We start from the raw sequence: 15,762 nt of genomic DNA on the forward strand, positions 1-15,762 counted from the left end.
ATGGTAACTTTTTATCAGTCAACACGTGATAAATCAAATAAAAAAACAGCGTCACAAGCTATTTTACAAGGTTTGGCAGAAGATGGTGGACTTTTTGTTCCCGTTGACTTCCCAAAAGTTGATTTAGACTTTGAAAAATTAAAAAACGCTTCTTATCAAGAAATTGCTGAACTTGTTTTGAAAGCATTTTTTGATGATTTTTCTGCTGACGAAATTAAATCAATGGTGACAAAAGCATACGGAGAAAAATTCGATAGTCCGGAAATTGCACCGCTTAAAAGACTTAGGAATCACTATATTCTTGAACTTTTTCATGGTGAAACGATTGCTTTTAAAGACATGGCACTCTCTATCTTACCTCATTTAATGACCCAAGCGGCTAAGAAAAATGGTGTGACTAATGAAATTGTTATCTTGACTGCAACTTCTGGAGATACAGGGAAAGCCGCAATGGCCGGTTTTGCTGATGTGCCCCAAACAAAAATTATTGTTTTTTATCCCAAAGGTGGTGTCAGCCATATTCAAGAGCAACAAATGCTGACTCAAAAAGGGGAAAATGTTCATGTTGTTGGAATTGATGGAAACTTTGACCAAGCTCAAACAGCAGTAAAAGAAATGTTTAATAACAAAGTTTTACATGATCAACTTTTGAAAAATAATAAACAATTTTCGTCAGCAAATTCAATGAATATTGGACGTTTGATTCCACAAGTTGCTTATTATATTTATGCTTACGCACAACTTGTCAAAACTGGTCAAATTACTGACGGAGAAGAAATTAATTTTTCAGTTCCAACAGGGAATTTTGGAAATATCTTAGCGGCTTATTATGCTAAAAAATTGGGCTTGCCCGTTCATCAGCTCATCTGTGCTTCAAATAAAAATAATGTACTGACAGACTTTTTCAAAACAGGACTTTATGATAAAAATCGTGAATTCTATGTAACAAGTTCACCTTCAATGGATATTTTGGTCTCTTCAAATCTTGAACGTTTAATTTTTGAATTAACTGACGAAAATGATAAAGTAACCTCAGATTTACTGACAGCCCTATCAGTAGAAGGGCATTATCAAATTTCTAAAGAAATGATTACTAAACTTCAGGGATTTGTGGCCGACTGGGCATCAGAAGATGAAATTTCAAAAGAAATTCAAGAAACTTTTGAAAATGAAAAATATGTTCTGGACCCTCATACAGCAGTAGCAAATTATGTCTATCATCAAATTCAACCCAAAGAAAAAACAGTTGTGGTCAGCACGGCAAGTCCTTATAAGTTTCCAAAAGTTGTTTTAGAAGGGCTTGAAAATGATAAAACAGAGCTGTCAGTAAATAGAGACGACTTTGCTGCCGTTAAATCACTTGAAAAATTGAGTGGGATTCCATTACCAAAAGCAGTCATCGGACTTGAAGAAGCAGAAGTTCTACATCATACCGTTATTCCAGCCGCTGAAATGCAAAAAGAAGTAGAAAAATATCTTGGCTTAAAATGAAAACAAATAGAGAAATATTAAAATTCGCATTTCCGGCGATTATTGAAAATTTCTTACAAATGCTTGTAGGGGTGAGTGACACAATGATTGTTGCTCACCTTAGTCTTTCTGCCGTAGCAGCTGTTTCTTTGGCTAATAATCTCATCACGGTCTATCAGGCGATTTTTATTGCTTTGGGAACAATTGTTTCAAGTTTATTTGCCAAAGTGCTTATTGCAAAGAAGGTAGAGGAAAACCCGAAAAGATTAATTAATTCTGCTACCAAACTGACTTTTTTAATTGGTCTTGCCTTGGGGATTGTTTCAGTTGTGGGAGCACGACCTATTCTCTATTTACTTGGTGCTCGTCAGCAGGTTTTAGAGCTTTCCATTATTTATCTTAGTTTAGTAGGTGGCTTGATTGTCCTTTTGGCTTTAATGACGACTTTTGGAGCCTTTCTACGGGCTGATGGAAATACAAAGACACCGATGTGGGCAAGTTTTTTTGCCAGTCTTCTAAATTTGATACTGTCAATTGTCTTTATTTTTGTTTTCCATTTAGGAGTGTTGGGTACAGCACTTGGAGCGGTTATTGCTAGATTTATTGGGACGCTTTTCCTCTATTATAAGTTAAAAGATAAGCGACCCGATCTTCAATTTTATAAAGAAAAATTGGACCATCAATTGATTAAATTAAGTTTACCAGCAACTGGAGAGCGTTTGTCAATGCGTTTGGGCGATTTGCTCATCATGATGATTATTGTCAGATTAGGCGAACGTGTATTTGCAGGAAATGCAATTGGTGAAAGCATTACACAATTTAATTATATGCCCGTTTTCGGAATGGCAACCGTTACAGTAATTTTGGTAGCACAAGCAGCAGCTGAAAATAGTATTGAAAATGTTAAAGCTTATATCAAAAAGACCTACTGGTTAGCGACGATTATGATGTTTGTGATTGGTTTGGCCCTTTTACTGACAGCCAATATTCTAAATCAATTTTTCACTACTGACAGAATTGCCATGAATGCAAGTACCACTGTTATTTTGTTTTCATTTTTAGCGACTTTTTTCGTCACAGGAGCAACAACTTATACAGCAGCTTTTCAGGGAATAGGAAACACAAAACTTCCTTTTTATGCCACAACGCTAGGGATGTTTGGCATTCGCTTGCTTTTAGGAGCATTTTTAGCCTTAGGATTAAAATTAGGGCTAGAGGGAGTTTGGTTAGCAGTTTTACTTGATAATCTCTTTAGATTTATTTTTCTCAAAATCAAGTTTAATCGAAGCCTCACAATCAAAATTTAAAATAAAAAAATACTGACAGCTTTTCTGTCAGTAATTTTTTTATTGTTTTTTCAATAAATCGCGAATTTCTTGGAGAGTTTCCAATTCTTCGTTTTTTTGTTCTTCGACAGTTTCTTCTTTTTTAGGGAAGAGTTTGTTGATGAATTTGATAAGAATGAAAATAACAAAGGCTGTAATGATGAAATTAATGACATCATTTAAGAAAGCACCGTAAGTGAATTTTGTTTTTCCAACAGTTACTGACAAATGAGCAAGAGCAGTACTTTGAACAAACATTCCGATTAACGGATTAATCAAGTTATCAACTAAAGATTTAACTAAAGCAGTAAAAGCTGCCCCGATGATAACCCCAACGGCTAAGTCCAATACGTTCCCACGTAAAATAAAGTTTTTAAATTCCTTTAACATAAATCCTCCTATATAATAGTTTATAAATCCTTCAAACAATTATACCAAAAAGTTTAAAGATGACAAAGTAAGCTTTCTTGTCATTTCAAGTAAATTCCTTCATTCCCCAAAAAGATTTAGAAAGAATGAAAAAAAGTCTAAAAAGTCCTTGACAAGCCACATCTCCTTTGATAGAATAGACAAGTGCTGTTAAAAACAGTATGTAGCGACGAAACGAGAGGTTGCGACACACCCGAAGGTATTGCCATACCTAACGTGTCGGTTTTCCCGTGGAGCTAGCCTATTGAATACAATAGACGAGAGGAGAAAAAATGGCAACTAAAAAAATTCGCATTCGCTTAAAAGCATACGAACATCGTATCCTTGATGCAGCTGCAGAAAAAATCGTAGAAACTGCTAAACGTACAAACGCAGAAGTAAGTGGTCCAATTCCACTTCCAACTGACCGTAGCGTCTACACTGTTATCCGCGCGACTCACAAATACAAAGACTCACGCGAACAATTCGAAATGCGTACACACAAACGCTTGATCGACATCATCGAACCAACACAAAAAACTGTTGATTCACTTATGAAACTCGATTTGCCAAGTGGTGTAAACATCGAAATTAAACTCTAATTAAGAAAGGTAATTCTCATGTCAAAAGGAATCTTAGGGAAAAAAGTGGGAATGACTCAAATCTTCACAGAAAACGGTGAATTAATTCCTGTTACTGTGATCGAAGCGACTCCTAACACAGTTCTTCAAGTAAAATCTGTTGAAACAGATGGTTACGAAGCAACTCAAGTTGGTTTCGATACACTTCGTGAAGTTTTGACCAACAAACCTGCCAAAGGTCATGCTGCTAAAGCTAATACGACTCCTAAGCGCTTCGTTCGTGAATTCAAAGGACTCGAAGGCGCTGAAGTAGGAGCAGAAATCACTGTTGATACATTTGCAGCCGGAGATGTTGTTGATGTTACCGGAACTTCTAAAGGTAAAGGTTTCCAAGGCCCAATCAAACGTCATGGTCAATCACGTGGTCCTATGGCCCACGGTTCACGTTACCACCGTCGTCCTGGTTCAATGGGTCCTGTTGCAGCTAACAAAGTTCCAAAAGGTAAAAAACTTGCTGGACGTATGGGTAACAAACGCGTTACTGTACAAAACCTTGTTATCGCACAAGTGCTTCCTGAAAAGAACGTTATCCTTGTAAAAGGTAATGTCCCAGGTGCTAAGAAATCATTGATTGTTGTTAAATCAGCAATCAAAGCTAAATAAGAAGGAAAGGAGATAGAAATCTATAATGGCAAAAGTATCATTATTTAAACAAGATGGTTCACAAGCTGGTGAAGTTACACTTAACGACTCAGTATTTGGTATCGAACCAAACGAATCAGTCGTATTCGACGTTGTAATCTCACAACGCGCTAGCCTTCGCCAAGGAACACACGCACACAAAAATCGTTCTGCTGTGTCTGGTGGTGGTAAAAAACCATGGCGTCAAAAAGGTACAGGTCGTGCCCGTCAAGGTTCTACCCGCTCTCCACAATGGCGTGGTGGTGGTACTGTCTTCGGTCCAAACCCACGTAGCTACGCTTACAAACTTCCACAAAAAGTTCGTCAATTGGCGCTTAAATCAGTTTACTCAACAAAAGTTGCTGATGGTAAATTAATCGCTGTTGACACACTTGACTTTACAGCTCCTAAAACTGCTGAATTTGCAAAAGTAATCTCAGCACTTTCAATCGAACGTAAAGTTCTTGTGGTTCTTCCAAACGAAGGTAACGAATTTGCAGAACTCTCTGCACGTAATCTTGCAAACGTGAAAGTTACAACTGCTAATTCAGCATCTGTACTTGACATCGTTTCTGCTGACAAACTCCTTGTGGTTCAATCAGCATTGACACAAATTGAGGAGGTTCTTGCATAATGTCACTTTATGATATCATCCGTAAACCTATCATTACTGAAGCTTCTATGGCTGCAATGGATCAAAAGAAATATACTTTCGAAGTAGATTCACGTGCGCATAAACTTCTCATCAAACAAGCTGTTGAAGCTGTCTTTGGTGTAAAAGTTGCCTCAGTAAATACTATCAGCGTTAAACCAAAATCTAAACGAGTTGGTAAATACACTGGTACTAAATCAGGCTACAAAAAAGCTATCGTTACTTTGACTGAAGATTCTAAAACAATCGAAATCTTCGGCGAAGACGCAGAATAATAGAGGAGGAAAATCGTGGGAATTAAAGTTTACAAACCTACCACAAACGGTCGCCGTAACATGACTGGTAGCGACTTCGCTGAAATCACTACAAGTACTCCTGAAAAGAGCTTGCTTGTAAGCATGAGCAAAACAGCTGGTCGTAATAACACTGGTCGTATCACAGTTCGTCACCACGGTGGTGGTCACAAACGTAAATATCGTGTAATCGACTTCAAACGTACAACTGACAACGTTGTTGCTAAAGTTGCTACAATTGAATACGATCCAAACCGTACTGCAAACATCGCATTGATCGTTTACTCTAACGGTGTTAAATCATACATCTTGGCTCCTAAAGGCCTTGAAGTTGGAATGACAGTTGTATCTGGCCCTGAAGCCGACATCAAAGTTGGTAACGCATTGCCACTTGCTAACATTCCAGTTGGTACATTGATCCACAACATTGAATTGAAACCTGGTAAAGGCGGACAATTGGTTCGTTCAGCTGGTGCTTCAGCTCAAGTACTCGGTTCAGAAGGTAAATATACACTCGTTCGTCTTCAATCAGGCGAAGTTCGTATGATCCTTTCAACTTGCCGTGCTACAATCGGTGTTGTAGGTAATGAACAACAAAGCTTAATCAACCTTGGTAAAGCAGGACGTACACGTCACATGGGTATCCGCCCAACAGTACGTGGTTCTGTAATGAACCCTAACGATCACCCACATGGTGGTGGTGAAGGTCGTCAACCAGTTGGTCGCAAGTCTCCAATGACTCCATGGGGTAAACCAGCTCTTGGTCTCAAGACTCGCAACAAGAAAGCAAAATCAAGCAAACTTATCGTTCGTCGTATCAACGACTAATAAGTCGCTTTATTTTCACAAGAGCCTTCTCGGCGTCTTGTTAAATTTGATAAAACTTATTGTCAAATTTAATGAGATGTCGAAAGTGCATCTATAAATTCCGCCAACTCCGCCTTAGTAGCGGTAGTGGTACAAATATTTAAAGGAGAAACTCGCAAAATGGGTCGTAGTCTTAAAAAAGGACCTTTCGTCGATGAGCATTTGATGAAAAAAGTTGAAGCTCAAGTCAACGCCGAAAGAAAATCTGTGATCAAAACTTGGTCACGCCGTTCTACAATCTTCCCGAACTTTGTAGGACTTACAATTGCTGTTTACGATGGTCGCAAACACGTACCAGTTTACGTTCAAGAAGATATGGTTGGACACAAACTTGGTGAATTCGCACCAACTCGTACTTATCGTGGTCACGCTGCTGACGACAAGAAAACACGTCGCTAATAGGAGGAGAAAAAAATGGCAGAAATTACTTCAGCTAAAGCAACTGCAAAAACAGTTCGCGTTTCACCTCGTAAGACTCGTCTTGTTATCGATCTTATCCGCGGGAAACGTGTTGCAGATGCAATTGCAATCTTGAAATTTACACCGACTAAAGCTGCTGTAGAAGTTGAAAACGTACTTAATAGTGCTATCGCTAATGCAGAAAATAACTTTGGTCTTGAAAAAGCTAACTTGGTAGTAAGCGAAACATTTATTAATGAAGGTCCAACAATGAAACGTTTCCGTCCACGTGCCAAAGGTTCAGCTTCACCAATTAACAAACGCACAGCTCACATCACTGTAGTTGTAGCTGAGAAAGAATAAGGAGGTAAAAACGTGGGTCAAAAAGTACATCCAATAGGAATGCGTGTTGGCGTTATTCGCGATTGGGATGCCAAATGGTATGCTGAAAAAGAATATGCGGATTACCTTCACGAAGACTTGGCAATTCGTCAACTTATCCAAACTAAACTTGCTGATGCTTCAGTATCATTGATTGAAACTGAACGTGCAATTAACAAAGTTATCGTAACTTTGCACACTGCTAAACCAGGTATGGTTATCGGTAAATCAGGAGCTAACGTTGATGCACTCCGTGCAGAACTCAACAAACTTACTGGTAAACAAGTTCACATCAACATCGTTGAAATCAAAAAACCTGATTTGGACGCTCATCTTGTTGGTGAAGGAATTGCTAAACAACTTGAAGCACGTATTGCTTTCCGTCGTGCTCAAAAACAAGCAATCCAACGTGCAATGCGCGCTGGTGCAAAAGGGATCAAAACTCAAGTTTCTGGTCGTTTGAATGGTGCTGATATTGCCCGTGCTGAAGGATATTCAGAAGGTACAGTTCCACTCCACACACTCCGTGCGGACATCGACTACGCTTGGGAAGAAGCAGACACAACTTATGGTAAACTCGGCGTTAAAGTTTGGATCTACCGTGGTGAAGTTCTCCCTACTAAAAAATCTGTGAAAGGAGAAAAATAATCCATGTTAGTACCAAAACGTGTAAAACACCGTCGTGAATTCCGCGGTAAAATGCGTGGTTATGCTAAAGGTGGCGATACTATTTCTTTCGGTGAATATGGTCTTCAAGCGACTACATCTCACTGGATTACTAACCGCCAAATCGAAGCAGCTCGTATTGCTATGACTCGTTACATGAAACGTAACGGTCAAGTTTGGATTAAAATTTTCCCTCACAAATCATACACAGCCAAAGCTATTGGTGTGCGTATGGGTTCAGGGAAAGGTGCTCCTGAAGGTTGGGTTGCTCCAGTTAAACGTGGCGTTGTCATGTTTGAATTGGGCGGCGTTGATGAAGCAACTGCACGCGAAGCATTGCGTCTTGCTTCACACAAACTTCCTGTTAAAACTAAATTTGTGAAACGAGGTGAAGCGTAATGAAATTGAGCGAAACTAAATCACTTCTTAAAGATTTGCGCGCTTTGTCAGTTGAAGAATTGACAACTCGTGAAGCTGAATTGAAGAAAGAATTGTTTGATCTTCGTTTCCAAGCTGCTGCTGGTCGTCTCGAAAACACAGCTAAGCTTGATGAAGTCAAGAAAACTATTGCACGTGTAAAAACTGTGCAAGCTGAATTGAACAAATAATAGGTCAGGAGAAACTATAAATGGAACGCAAACAACGTAAAGTTTATCAAGGCCGCGTGGTTTCAGACAAAATGGATAAAACTATCACAGTTGTCGTAGAAACTAAGCGTAACCACCCTGTCTATGGTAAACGCATTAACTATTCTAAAAAATATAAAGCTCACGACGAAAACAACTCTGCAAAAACTGGCGACATCGTTCGTATCATGGAAACTCGTCCTTTGTCTAAAGACAAACATTTCCGTCTTGTAGAAATCGTTGAAGAAGCAGTTATTATCTAAGCAAAACTAGGAGGAATATAGCATGATTCAAACAGAATCTCGTTTGAAAGTTGCAGATAACTCAGGTGCTAAAGAACTTTTGACTATCCGTGTTCTCGGTGGTTCATCACGTAAGTTCGCTGGTATCGGTGATATCGTTGTAGCTACAGTTAAATCAGCTGCCCCTGGTGGAGCAGTTAAAAAAGGTGAAGTTGTGAAAGCAGTCATCGTTCGTACTAAATCTGGTGCGAAACGTCCTGACGGTTCATACATCAAATTTGATGAAAATGCAGCAGTGCTCATCCGTGACGATAAAACTCCTCGCGGAACACGTATCTTTGGCCCAGTTGCCCGCGAACTCCGCGAAGGTGGCTACATGAAGATCGTTTCACTTGCTCCAGAAGTACTCTAATCAAGCATTATAGAGATATGGTTTTGTCGGAAAAATTTTTTGACAGAATCATATTTTACTGTTATTATTAACAGAATAGTCCCCTAGTAACAAAATATTAGGGTGCCCATCGGGCGTAAGAAAGGAATTAAACATGTTTGTAAAAACTGGTGATACAGTTAAAGTTATCGCAGGTAAAGACCGCGGTACTACTGGTAAAGTAATCAAAGCTTTGCCAAAAGTAAATAAAGTTGTCGTTGAAGGTGTTGCTATCATGAAGAAACACCAAAAACCAAACTCAGAAAACCCAAGTGGTGCTATTCTTGAAATCGAAGCTCCTATCCACGTTTCTAACGTACAAGTGCTCGACAAAAATGGTGTTGCTGGTCGTGTAGGTTACAAAGTTGTTGACGATAAAAAAGTTCGTTTCAACAAAAAATCTGGCGAAATTTTAGACTAAGGCGGAAAGGAGAAATAATATGACTAATCGTTTGAAAGAAAAATATACTAACGAAGTAGTACCAGCGTTGACTGAACAATTCAATTACACTTCAATCATGGCTGTACCAAAAGTTGATAAAATCGTTATCAACATGGGTGTTGGAGATGCTGTAAACAACTCTAAAAACCTTGATAAAGCTGTTGCTGAATTGGCTTTGATCTCTGGTCAAAAACCATTGATTACTAAAGCTAAAAAATCAGTTGCTGCTTTCCGTCTTCGTGAAGGTATGCCAATCGGTGCGAAAGTAACTCTTCGTGGCGAACGTATGTTCGAATTCTTGGACAAATTGGTTACTGTTTCACTCCCACGTGTACGTGACTTCCACGGTGTTTCAAACAAAGCGTTTGACGGTCGCGGTAACTACACACTTGGTGTGAAAGAACAATTGATTTTCCCAGAAATCAACTATGATGATGTTGATAAAGTTCGTGGTATGGATATTGTTATCGTAACAACTGCTAACACTGACGAAGAATCACGTGAATTGCTTGCTAAACTCGGCATGCCGTTCGCTAAATAAGATAGGGAGAATACATAAATGGCTAAGAAATCTATGGTTGTTAAAAACCAACGCCCTGCAAAATTCTCAACACAAGCTTATACTCGTTGCGAACGTTGCGGACGTCCACATTCAGTTTACCGCAAATTTAAACTTTGCCGTATCTGTCTTCGCGAATTGGCTTACAAAGGTCAATTGCCAGGCGTTAAAAAAGCTTCATGGTAATTTGTTAATTATCGTGTAACGAATAAAAATTACTGACAGGATTTCTGTCAGTAATTTTTTTTGTATCTTAGAATTCTATGATATGGGAGCGTTTTCGAAAATAGTGAAATAAATGTAATAATTTGCTATAATAGCTAAAGAATAGGAGAAATTTATGGAAAAGATATTTGTTAAAATTAAAAGGTATGCAACAGTTTCTGTAATTTTTTTATGAGCTTTAGCGACTTTAACAGCTTGCGGTAGCGGAAGTAAAGAAAGTGAAAAAGCTGAGCATACTAGTTCGTCACAAAGTATAAAAAATAAGGAAAGTCTCCCAAGCAGTAGTTCACAATCTTCAAGTATAAGTACGAGTTCAAGTTCGGACATAAGTCCAAGTTCAACTAGTCAGTATGAGGCTGCTAATAGTTCACAAATTCTTGCAGGTGACTATTCTTCTTTAAACGGAACATGGCAAACTACTGACGGAGGTGGTAAAGCTGTTCTGAAAAATGGTACCATCATTTTTAGTTCAGAATATCAAAGAGTTATATCTGGACCACAATCAAAGAATGGGATTATTATGGCCGGTGCTGTGAATCTTGGGAAATACATGGGGTTCATGTTTGCTGCGGCTAACAGCTCGCCAACTTTTGCAAACTCTTCACAAACGGATAAAACAGATAGGACAAAAGATAGATTTGCAATAACTTCAAATGATGAGGGTATGGAAATATTTGATACTAACCCAACGTCATTTTTTTACAAGATAAGTAATGATACAACAAGTCCGAATTCGTAAGCCAGGATGAAAGTTGCTGACAGAAATTCTGTCAGTATTTTTTTATAGAAAAACCATGACACACCCGAAAACATTGTAAAGAAAAGTGTTGACATGGTGCGGAACTTCTGCTATACTAATTAAGTTCGGTCTTTTTATGAAAAAGACCTCATTAATTTGAAAGTGGGATTTGAACAAGCCCAAACTACAAATAAGGAGAAATTACACTATGGTAATGACTGACCCAATCGCAGATTTCTTGACTCGTATTCGTAATGGTAACATGCGTAAATTCGATGTTGTTGAAGCACCTGCATCAAAAATCAAACGTCAAATCGCTGAAATCCTCAAAGCTGAAGGTTACGTGAAAGACGTTGAATACGTTGAAGATAACAAACAAGGCGTAATCCGCGTTTTCCTTAAATACGGTAAAAACGGTGAAAAAGTTATCACTAACTTGAAACGTATTTCAAAACCAGGTCTTCGTGTTTACGTGAAATCTGATGATGTTCCTAAAGTTCTTAACGGACTTGGTACAGCAATCATCTCAACATCTACTGGTGTAGTAACTGATAAAGTTGCTCGTGAAACAAATGTTGGTGGTGAAGTAATTGCCTACATCTGGTAATTAGTTCGGAGAGACTTCATTGATGGAGTTGATCTAAATCTTTAATATCGACTTTTGATGATATTAAACTGACGAGCGAATTTTTCGTAAGTCAAAATTACTGACAGAAATATTTTTATGCCTGTCAGTAAAATAAAAGTTCTTTTAAATCAAATTTTGATTTAAAACCCGTGAAAACAGATTGAATTAAATCTGATAATTTAACAGGAGAAAAAAATGTCACGTATTGGTAACAAAGTCATCGTTATCCCTGCAGGCGTATCTGTAGAAGTAAACGGTGCAACTGTCACTGTCAAAGGACCTAAAGGTGAACTCGTTCGTTCATTCAACGAAAACATCACACTTGATATCGCTGAAAACGAAATCACTGTAAAACGTCCAAACGACACTAAAGAAATGAAAATGCTCCACGGAACTACTCGTGCCCTTCTTGCTAACATGGTAGAAGGTGTTTCAACTGGTTTCTCTAAAGCACTTGAAATGATCGGGGTTGGGTACCGTGCACAATTACAAGGAACTAAACTTGTATTGTCAGTTGGTAAATCTCACCAAGACGAAGTTGAAGCACCAGAAAACATCAAATTTGTTGTTGCAACTCCAACTTCTATCGTTGTTGAAGGTATCAGCAAAGAAGCCGTTGGTCAAACAGCAGCTTACATCCGTAGCCGTCGTTCTCCAGAACCTTATAAAGGTAAAGGGATCCGTTACGTTGGTGAATACGTTCGCCGTAAAGAAGGTAAAACTGGTAAATAATTTTTGTCAAAATAATGTTCTCCTGAACATTTATTTAGCAAAAAATGTTATCCGTAATTGGTGGTTTGACTTGTCAAATTGCCAGTATTTTGTCAATGCTAACTTTGTTAGACAGACAAAAACTCCCCGCTTGCTGACAGCATTACTAGTAATACTGTCAGCAAGAAAATCGATGGCAAAAACTATCGAAATTTAAAATTATATAGAGGTAGAATTGTGATTTCTAAACCAGATAAAAACAAACTCCGCCAAAAACGTCACACACGTGTACGCGGTAAAATTTCAGGAACATCTGAAACTCCACGTTTGAACGTTTTCCGTTCAAACACAAACATTTATGCACAAGTCATTGATGACGTAACTGGTACAACACTTGCATCAGCTTCATCACTTAAATTGACTGGTACTAAAACTGAACAAGCCGCAGAAGTTGGTAAACTCGTTGCTGAAGCTGCAAAAGCTAAAGGCGTTGAAGAAGTTGTCTTCGACCGCGGTGGTTACCTCTATCACGGACGTGTTGCAGCACTCGCTACAGCAGCTCGTGAAGCTGGATTGAAATTCTAAGGAAAGGGGTAATTAAACATGGCAGAAAACAGAAGAAATGATCGCGAACAAAGCGAATTTGAAGAACGCGTAGTTTCAATTAACCGCGTTACTAAAGTTGTTAAAGGTGGACGTCGTCTTCGCTTTGCAGCACTTGTTGTTGTTGGTGACCGTAACGGTCGCGTAGGTTTCGGTACTGGTAAAGCTCAAGAAGTTCCTGAAGCTATCCGTAAAGCAATCGAAGCAGCTAAGAAAAACCTTATTACAGTTCCTATGGTAGGTACTACACTTCCTCACGAAGCACTTGGTGTCTTCGGTGGTGGTAAAATCCTCCTTAAACCAGCTGTAGAAGGTGCTGGAGTTGCCGCAGGTGGTGCCGTTCGTGCCGTCCTCGAACTCGCTGGTGTTGCTGACGTAACATCAAAATCACTTGGTTCAAACACACCAATCAACGTTGTTCGTGCAACTGTTGATGGATTGAATCAATTGAAACGTGCTGAAGAAGTTGCTGCATTACGCGGTAAATCTGTATCAGATTTCGCCTAAGGAGGAAAAAATGGCTCAAATTAAAATTACATTGGTAAACTCACCAATCGGCCGTATCCCTGCTCAACGCAAAACTGTTAAAGCACTCGGTCTTGGTAAACTCAACAGCTCAGTAGTAAAAGAAGGTTCACCTGCTATTCTTGGTATGGTAAACTCTATTTCTCACTTGGTAAAAGTTGAAGAAGCATAATTAATATTAAAAAAAACAATTCTGTCTTTACTGACAGGATTGTTTTTTTACTGACAGAAATCTAGAGTACTTTAAAAAAGATTATTTGCTATTTTTTAGAATAATAAAATATATTTGCAAACGACGAAATGGCTTGTAATTCCAATCGAAAAATAGTAAAATAATAGAAGTCTGATATCAGGCAAATAAATATATTAACGTATCGGCGAGTTTATTTTTCACGTTCCTTTCATGGAAAATAGGCGACAGCAAGGTACAAAATAAGGAGAAAAAAATGGAACTTCATTCATTGAAAGCTGCTGAAGGCAGTCGTAAAGTACGTAATCGCGTAGGTCGTGGTACATCATCAGGTAACGGTAAAACATCTGGACGTGGACAAAAAGGTCAAAAATCTCGTTCAGGTGGTGGAGTACGTCCTGGTTTTGAAGGTGGACAAACAGAATTGTTCCGTCGCATGCCAAAACGTGGTTTCTTGAATGTTAACCGTAAAGAATACGCTATTGTCAACCTTGAAACTCTGAACCGTCTTGAAGATGGAGCAACTGTTTCAGCTGAAACTCTTGTAGCTGCTAAAATCATCAAGGACGTTAAATCAGGTGTTAAAGTTCTTGCTAACGGTGAATTGACAGCTAAAAAACTTACAGTTAAAGTTGCTAAAGTATCTGCTGCTGCTAAAGCTGCAATCGAAGCTGCTGGTGGTTCTGTAGAAGAAGCTTAATTTTTACACTACAATTGGCGGTTGAATTTTCAACCGCTTATTGTCTATTTACAATTAAAACGCTTTAAGGAGATTTTATGTTTTTTAAGACGCTTAAGGAAGCCTTTAAGGTCAAGGACGTCCGAGCAAGAATTCTCTTTACGATTTTCATCCTTTTTGTTTTCCGCTTAGGTGCCCATATTACGGTACCTGGCGTCAACGTTCAAAACTTGACAGAAGTAAGTAATCTTCCTTTCTTGAACATGATGAACTTGGTTTCTGGTAATGCCATGCAAAACTATTCACTTTTTGCAATGGGGGTTTCGCCTTATATTACTGCTTCAATCATTGTTCAATTGTTGCAAATGGATATTTTACCAAAATTTGTTGAGTGGTCAAAACAAGGGGAAATTGGACGTCGTAAACTGAATCAAGCGACACGTTACATTACCTTAGTGCTTGCTATGGCACAATCTATCGGGATTACTGCTGGTTTCCAAGCCATGAGCTCGTTAAATATTGTGCAAAATCCAAATTGGCAAAGCTATTTGATGATTGGTGCAATTTTGACCACTGGTTCAATGGTTGTCACTTGGATGGGTGAACAAATTAATGAAAAAGGATTTGGTTCAGGTGTTTCAGTAATTATCTTTGCTGGGATTGTATCTAGTATCCCATCGGCGGTCAAATCTGTTTATGATGAAAAATTCTTAAACGTTCGACCTTCAGAAATTCCAATGTCTTGGTTATTTGTCATTGGTCTAGTATTGTCAGCAATTATCATTATTTATGTAACAACTTTTGTTCAACAAGCAGAACGTAAAGTACCTATTCAATATACTAAATTAACTCAAGGTGCACCAACAAGTTCTTATTTGCCACTTCGTGTCAATCCAGCTGGGGTTATCCCAGTTATCTTTGCTGGTTCAATTACAACTGCTCCAGCTACGATTTTGCAATTCTTGCAACGTTCGCAAGGAAGTAATGTAGGTTGGTTGTCAACTTTACAAGACGCCTTGTCATATACGACTTGGACAGGAATGCTCTTCTACGCATTATTGATTGTGCTCTTTACATTCTTCTACTCATTCGTTCAGGTCAATCCTGAAAAGATGGCTGAAAACCTTCAAAAACAAGGCTCTTACATTCCATCTGTTCGTCCGGGTAAAGGAACCGAAAAGTATGTATCACGTCTCTTAATGCGTCTTGCAACGGTAGGTGCGCTCTTCCTTGGTTTGATTTCAATCATTCCAATTGCCGCCCAAAACGTTTGGGGACTTCCAAAAATTGTCGCTCTTGGAGGAACATCACTCTTAATCTTGATTCAAGTTGCTATACAAGCAGTGAAACAACTTGAAGGATATTTACTCAAACGTAAATATGCAGGATTTATGGATAATCCACTTGAAACAAAATAAAATCTTGTCATTAGACAAGGTT

General features: G+C 38.6%; 26 protein-coding genes. 25 read left to right on the forward strand and 1 reads right to left on the reverse strand.

The window, feature by feature from the left end:
• A complete protein-coding gene (thrC, locus tag IAE52_RS06345) occupies positions 1-1,491 on the forward strand; it encodes a threonine synthase (RefSeq protein ID WP_033900720.1) in 1,491 nt (496 codons plus the stop codon).
• Positions 1,488-2,777 carry an MATE family efflux transporter gene (locus IAE52_RS06350; RefSeq protein WP_033900722.1) on the forward strand — a complete coding sequence of 430 codons (1,290 nt, stop codon included), beginning with the start codon at positions 1,488-1,490 and terminating at the stop codon, positions 2,775-2,777. Before thrC ends, IAE52_RS06350 begins: the two co-directional genes overlap by 4 nt.
• A 39-nt stretch (positions 2,778-2,816) precedes the next feature.
• Here IAE52_RS06350 and mscL read toward each other — a convergent pair whose 3' ends face one another.
• The gene (mscL, locus tag IAE52_RS06355; protein ID WP_010906303.1) at positions 2,817-3,185 is read right to left on the reverse strand and encodes a large-conductance mechanosensitive channel protein MscL; all 369 of its coding nucleotides are present in this window, start codon (positions 3,183-3,185) and stop codon (positions 2,817-2,819) included.
• 311 nt (positions 3,186-3,496) lie between these two features.
• On the opposite strand from mscL, the gene rpsJ reads away from it, so the two are divergent.
• The 23 genes from rpsJ to secY all read left to right on the forward strand — a co-directional run bounded on the left by rpsJ (position 3,497) and on the right by secY (position 15,740).
• The gene (gene rpsJ / locus IAE52_RS06360; protein WP_003129973.1) at positions 3,497-3,805 is read left to right on the forward strand and encodes a 30S ribosomal protein S10; all 309 of its coding nucleotides are present in this window, start codon (positions 3,497-3,499) and stop codon (positions 3,803-3,805) included.
• Between the two features lie 18 nt (positions 3,806-3,823).
• Positions 3,824-4,447 carry a 50S ribosomal protein L3 gene (rplC, locus tag IAE52_RS06365; RefSeq protein ID WP_003129970.1) on the forward strand — a complete coding sequence of 208 codons (624 nt, stop codon included), beginning with the start codon at positions 3,824-3,826 and terminating at the stop codon, positions 4,445-4,447.
• Positions 4,448-4,472: 25 nt separating this feature from the next.
• Positions 4,473-5,099, forward strand: coding sequence for a 50S ribosomal protein L4 (gene rplD, locus IAE52_RS06370; protein ID WP_003129968.1), 627 nt, complete (start codon positions 4,473-4,475; stop codon positions 5,097-5,099).
• On the forward strand, positions 5,099-5,392 hold the full coding sequence (locus IAE52_RS06375) for a 50S ribosomal protein L23 (RefSeq protein WP_003129966.1): 294 nt from the start codon (positions 5,099-5,101) through the stop codon (positions 5,390-5,392). Before rplD ends, IAE52_RS06375 begins: the two co-directional genes overlap by 1 nt.
• 15 nt (positions 5,393-5,407) lie before the next feature.
• The gene (gene rplB / locus IAE52_RS06380) at positions 5,408-6,238 is read left to right on the forward strand and encodes a 50S ribosomal protein L2 (RefSeq protein ID WP_003129965.1); all 831 of its coding nucleotides are present in this window, start codon (positions 5,408-5,410) and stop codon (positions 6,236-6,238) included.
• Positions 6,239-6,397: 159 nt separating this feature from the next.
• Positions 6,398-6,676, forward strand: a complete 279-nt coding sequence (rpsS, locus tag IAE52_RS06385; protein WP_003129963.1) for a 30S ribosomal protein S19 — start codon at positions 6,398-6,400, stop codon at positions 6,674-6,676.
• A gap of 15 nt (positions 6,677-6,691) precedes the next feature.
• Positions 6,692-7,039 (forward strand): 50S ribosomal protein L22, encoded by a 348-nt coding sequence (gene rplV, locus IAE52_RS06390; RefSeq protein ID WP_010906302.1) that lies wholly within the window; start codon positions 6,692-6,694, stop codon positions 7,037-7,039.
• A gap of 12 nt (positions 7,040-7,051) precedes the next feature.
• Positions 7,052-7,705, forward strand: a complete 654-nt coding sequence (gene rpsC / locus IAE52_RS06395) for a 30S ribosomal protein S3 (RefSeq protein ID WP_003129960.1) — start codon at positions 7,052-7,054, stop codon at positions 7,703-7,705.
• 3 nt (positions 7,706-7,708) lie between these two features.
• Positions 7,709-8,122 (forward strand): 50S ribosomal protein L16, encoded by a 414-nt coding sequence (gene rplP, locus IAE52_RS06400; protein WP_003129958.1) that lies wholly within the window; start codon positions 7,709-7,711, stop codon positions 8,120-8,122.
• Positions 8,122-8,331 carry a 50S ribosomal protein L29 gene (gene rpmC / locus IAE52_RS06405; RefSeq protein ID WP_003129957.1) on the forward strand — a complete coding sequence of 70 codons (210 nt, stop codon included), beginning with the start codon at positions 8,122-8,124 and terminating at the stop codon, positions 8,329-8,331. Before rplP ends, rpmC begins: the two co-directional genes overlap by 1 nt.
• 20 nt (positions 8,332-8,351) lie before the next feature.
• Complete coding sequence (rpsQ, locus tag IAE52_RS06410) at positions 8,352-8,612, forward strand: 30S ribosomal protein S17 (protein WP_003129955.1); 261 nt, start codon at positions 8,352-8,354, stop codon at positions 8,610-8,612.
• 22 nt (positions 8,613-8,634) lie between these two features.
• On the forward strand, positions 8,635-9,003 hold the full coding sequence (rplN, locus tag IAE52_RS06415) for a 50S ribosomal protein L14 (protein ID WP_003129953.1): 369 nt from the start codon (positions 8,635-8,637) through the stop codon (positions 9,001-9,003).
• A 133-nt stretch (positions 9,004-9,136) separates the two neighbouring features.
• Entirely contained in the window at positions 9,137-9,442 is a 306-nt protein-coding gene (rplX, locus tag IAE52_RS06420) for a 50S ribosomal protein L24 (protein ID WP_003129951.1), read from the forward strand.
• A gap of 19 nt (positions 9,443-9,461) precedes the next feature.
• The gene (gene rplE / locus IAE52_RS06425) at positions 9,462-10,004 is read left to right on the forward strand and encodes a 50S ribosomal protein L5 (protein WP_003129948.1); all 543 of its coding nucleotides are present in this window, start codon (positions 9,462-9,464) and stop codon (positions 10,002-10,004) included.
• A gap of 18 nt (positions 10,005-10,022) precedes the next feature.
• The gene (locus IAE52_RS06430; RefSeq protein ID WP_003129946.1) at positions 10,023-10,208 is read left to right on the forward strand and encodes a type Z 30S ribosomal protein S14; all 186 of its coding nucleotides are present in this window, start codon (positions 10,023-10,025) and stop codon (positions 10,206-10,208) included.
• Between the two features lie 559 nt (positions 10,209-10,767).
• On the forward strand, positions 10,768-10,986 hold the full coding sequence (locus IAE52_RS11530) for a hypothetical protein (RefSeq protein ID WP_003129934.1): 219 nt from the start codon (positions 10,768-10,770) through the stop codon (positions 10,984-10,986).
• A 208-nt stretch (positions 10,987-11,194) separates the two neighbouring features.
• The gene (gene rpsH / locus IAE52_RS06440) at positions 11,195-11,593 is read left to right on the forward strand and encodes a 30S ribosomal protein S8 (protein WP_003129932.1); all 399 of its coding nucleotides are present in this window, start codon (positions 11,195-11,197) and stop codon (positions 11,591-11,593) included.
• 216 nt (positions 11,594-11,809) lie between these two features.
• Positions 11,810-12,346 carry a 50S ribosomal protein L6 gene (gene rplF, locus IAE52_RS06445; protein ID WP_003129925.1) on the forward strand — a complete coding sequence of 179 codons (537 nt, stop codon included), beginning with the start codon at positions 11,810-11,812 and terminating at the stop codon, positions 12,344-12,346.
• 216 nt (positions 12,347-12,562) lie between these two features.
• Complete coding sequence (gene rplR, locus IAE52_RS06450; protein ID WP_003129924.1) at positions 12,563-12,910, forward strand: 50S ribosomal protein L18; 348 nt, start codon at positions 12,563-12,565, stop codon at positions 12,908-12,910.
• Between the two features lie 18 nt (positions 12,911-12,928).
• Complete coding sequence (gene rpsE, locus IAE52_RS06455) at positions 12,929-13,435, forward strand: 30S ribosomal protein S5 (protein ID WP_003129922.1); 507 nt, start codon at positions 12,929-12,931, stop codon at positions 13,433-13,435.
• 10 nt (positions 13,436-13,445) lie between these two features.
• Complete coding sequence (gene rpmD / locus IAE52_RS06460) at positions 13,446-13,625, forward strand: 50S ribosomal protein L30 (RefSeq protein ID WP_003129921.1); 180 nt, start codon at positions 13,446-13,448, stop codon at positions 13,623-13,625.
• A gap of 274 nt (positions 13,626-13,899) precedes the next feature.
• The gene (rplO, locus tag IAE52_RS06465) at positions 13,900-14,343 is read left to right on the forward strand and encodes a 50S ribosomal protein L15 (RefSeq protein ID WP_003129920.1); all 444 of its coding nucleotides are present in this window, start codon (positions 13,900-13,902) and stop codon (positions 14,341-14,343) included.
• 77 nt (positions 14,344-14,420) lie between these two features.
• Positions 14,421-15,740: a preprotein translocase subunit SecY gene (gene secY / locus IAE52_RS06470; RefSeq protein ID WP_003129919.1), complete on the forward strand. Its 1,320-nt coding sequence runs from the start codon at positions 14,421-14,423 to the stop codon at positions 15,738-15,740.
• The last annotated feature ends 22 nt before the right edge of the window (positions 15,741-15,762 follow it).

The organism is Lactococcus sp. S47 (assembly GCF_016517475.1).
Classification (GTDB): Bacteria; Bacillota; Bacilli; order Lactobacillales; family Streptococcaceae; genus Lactococcus; species Lactococcus lactis.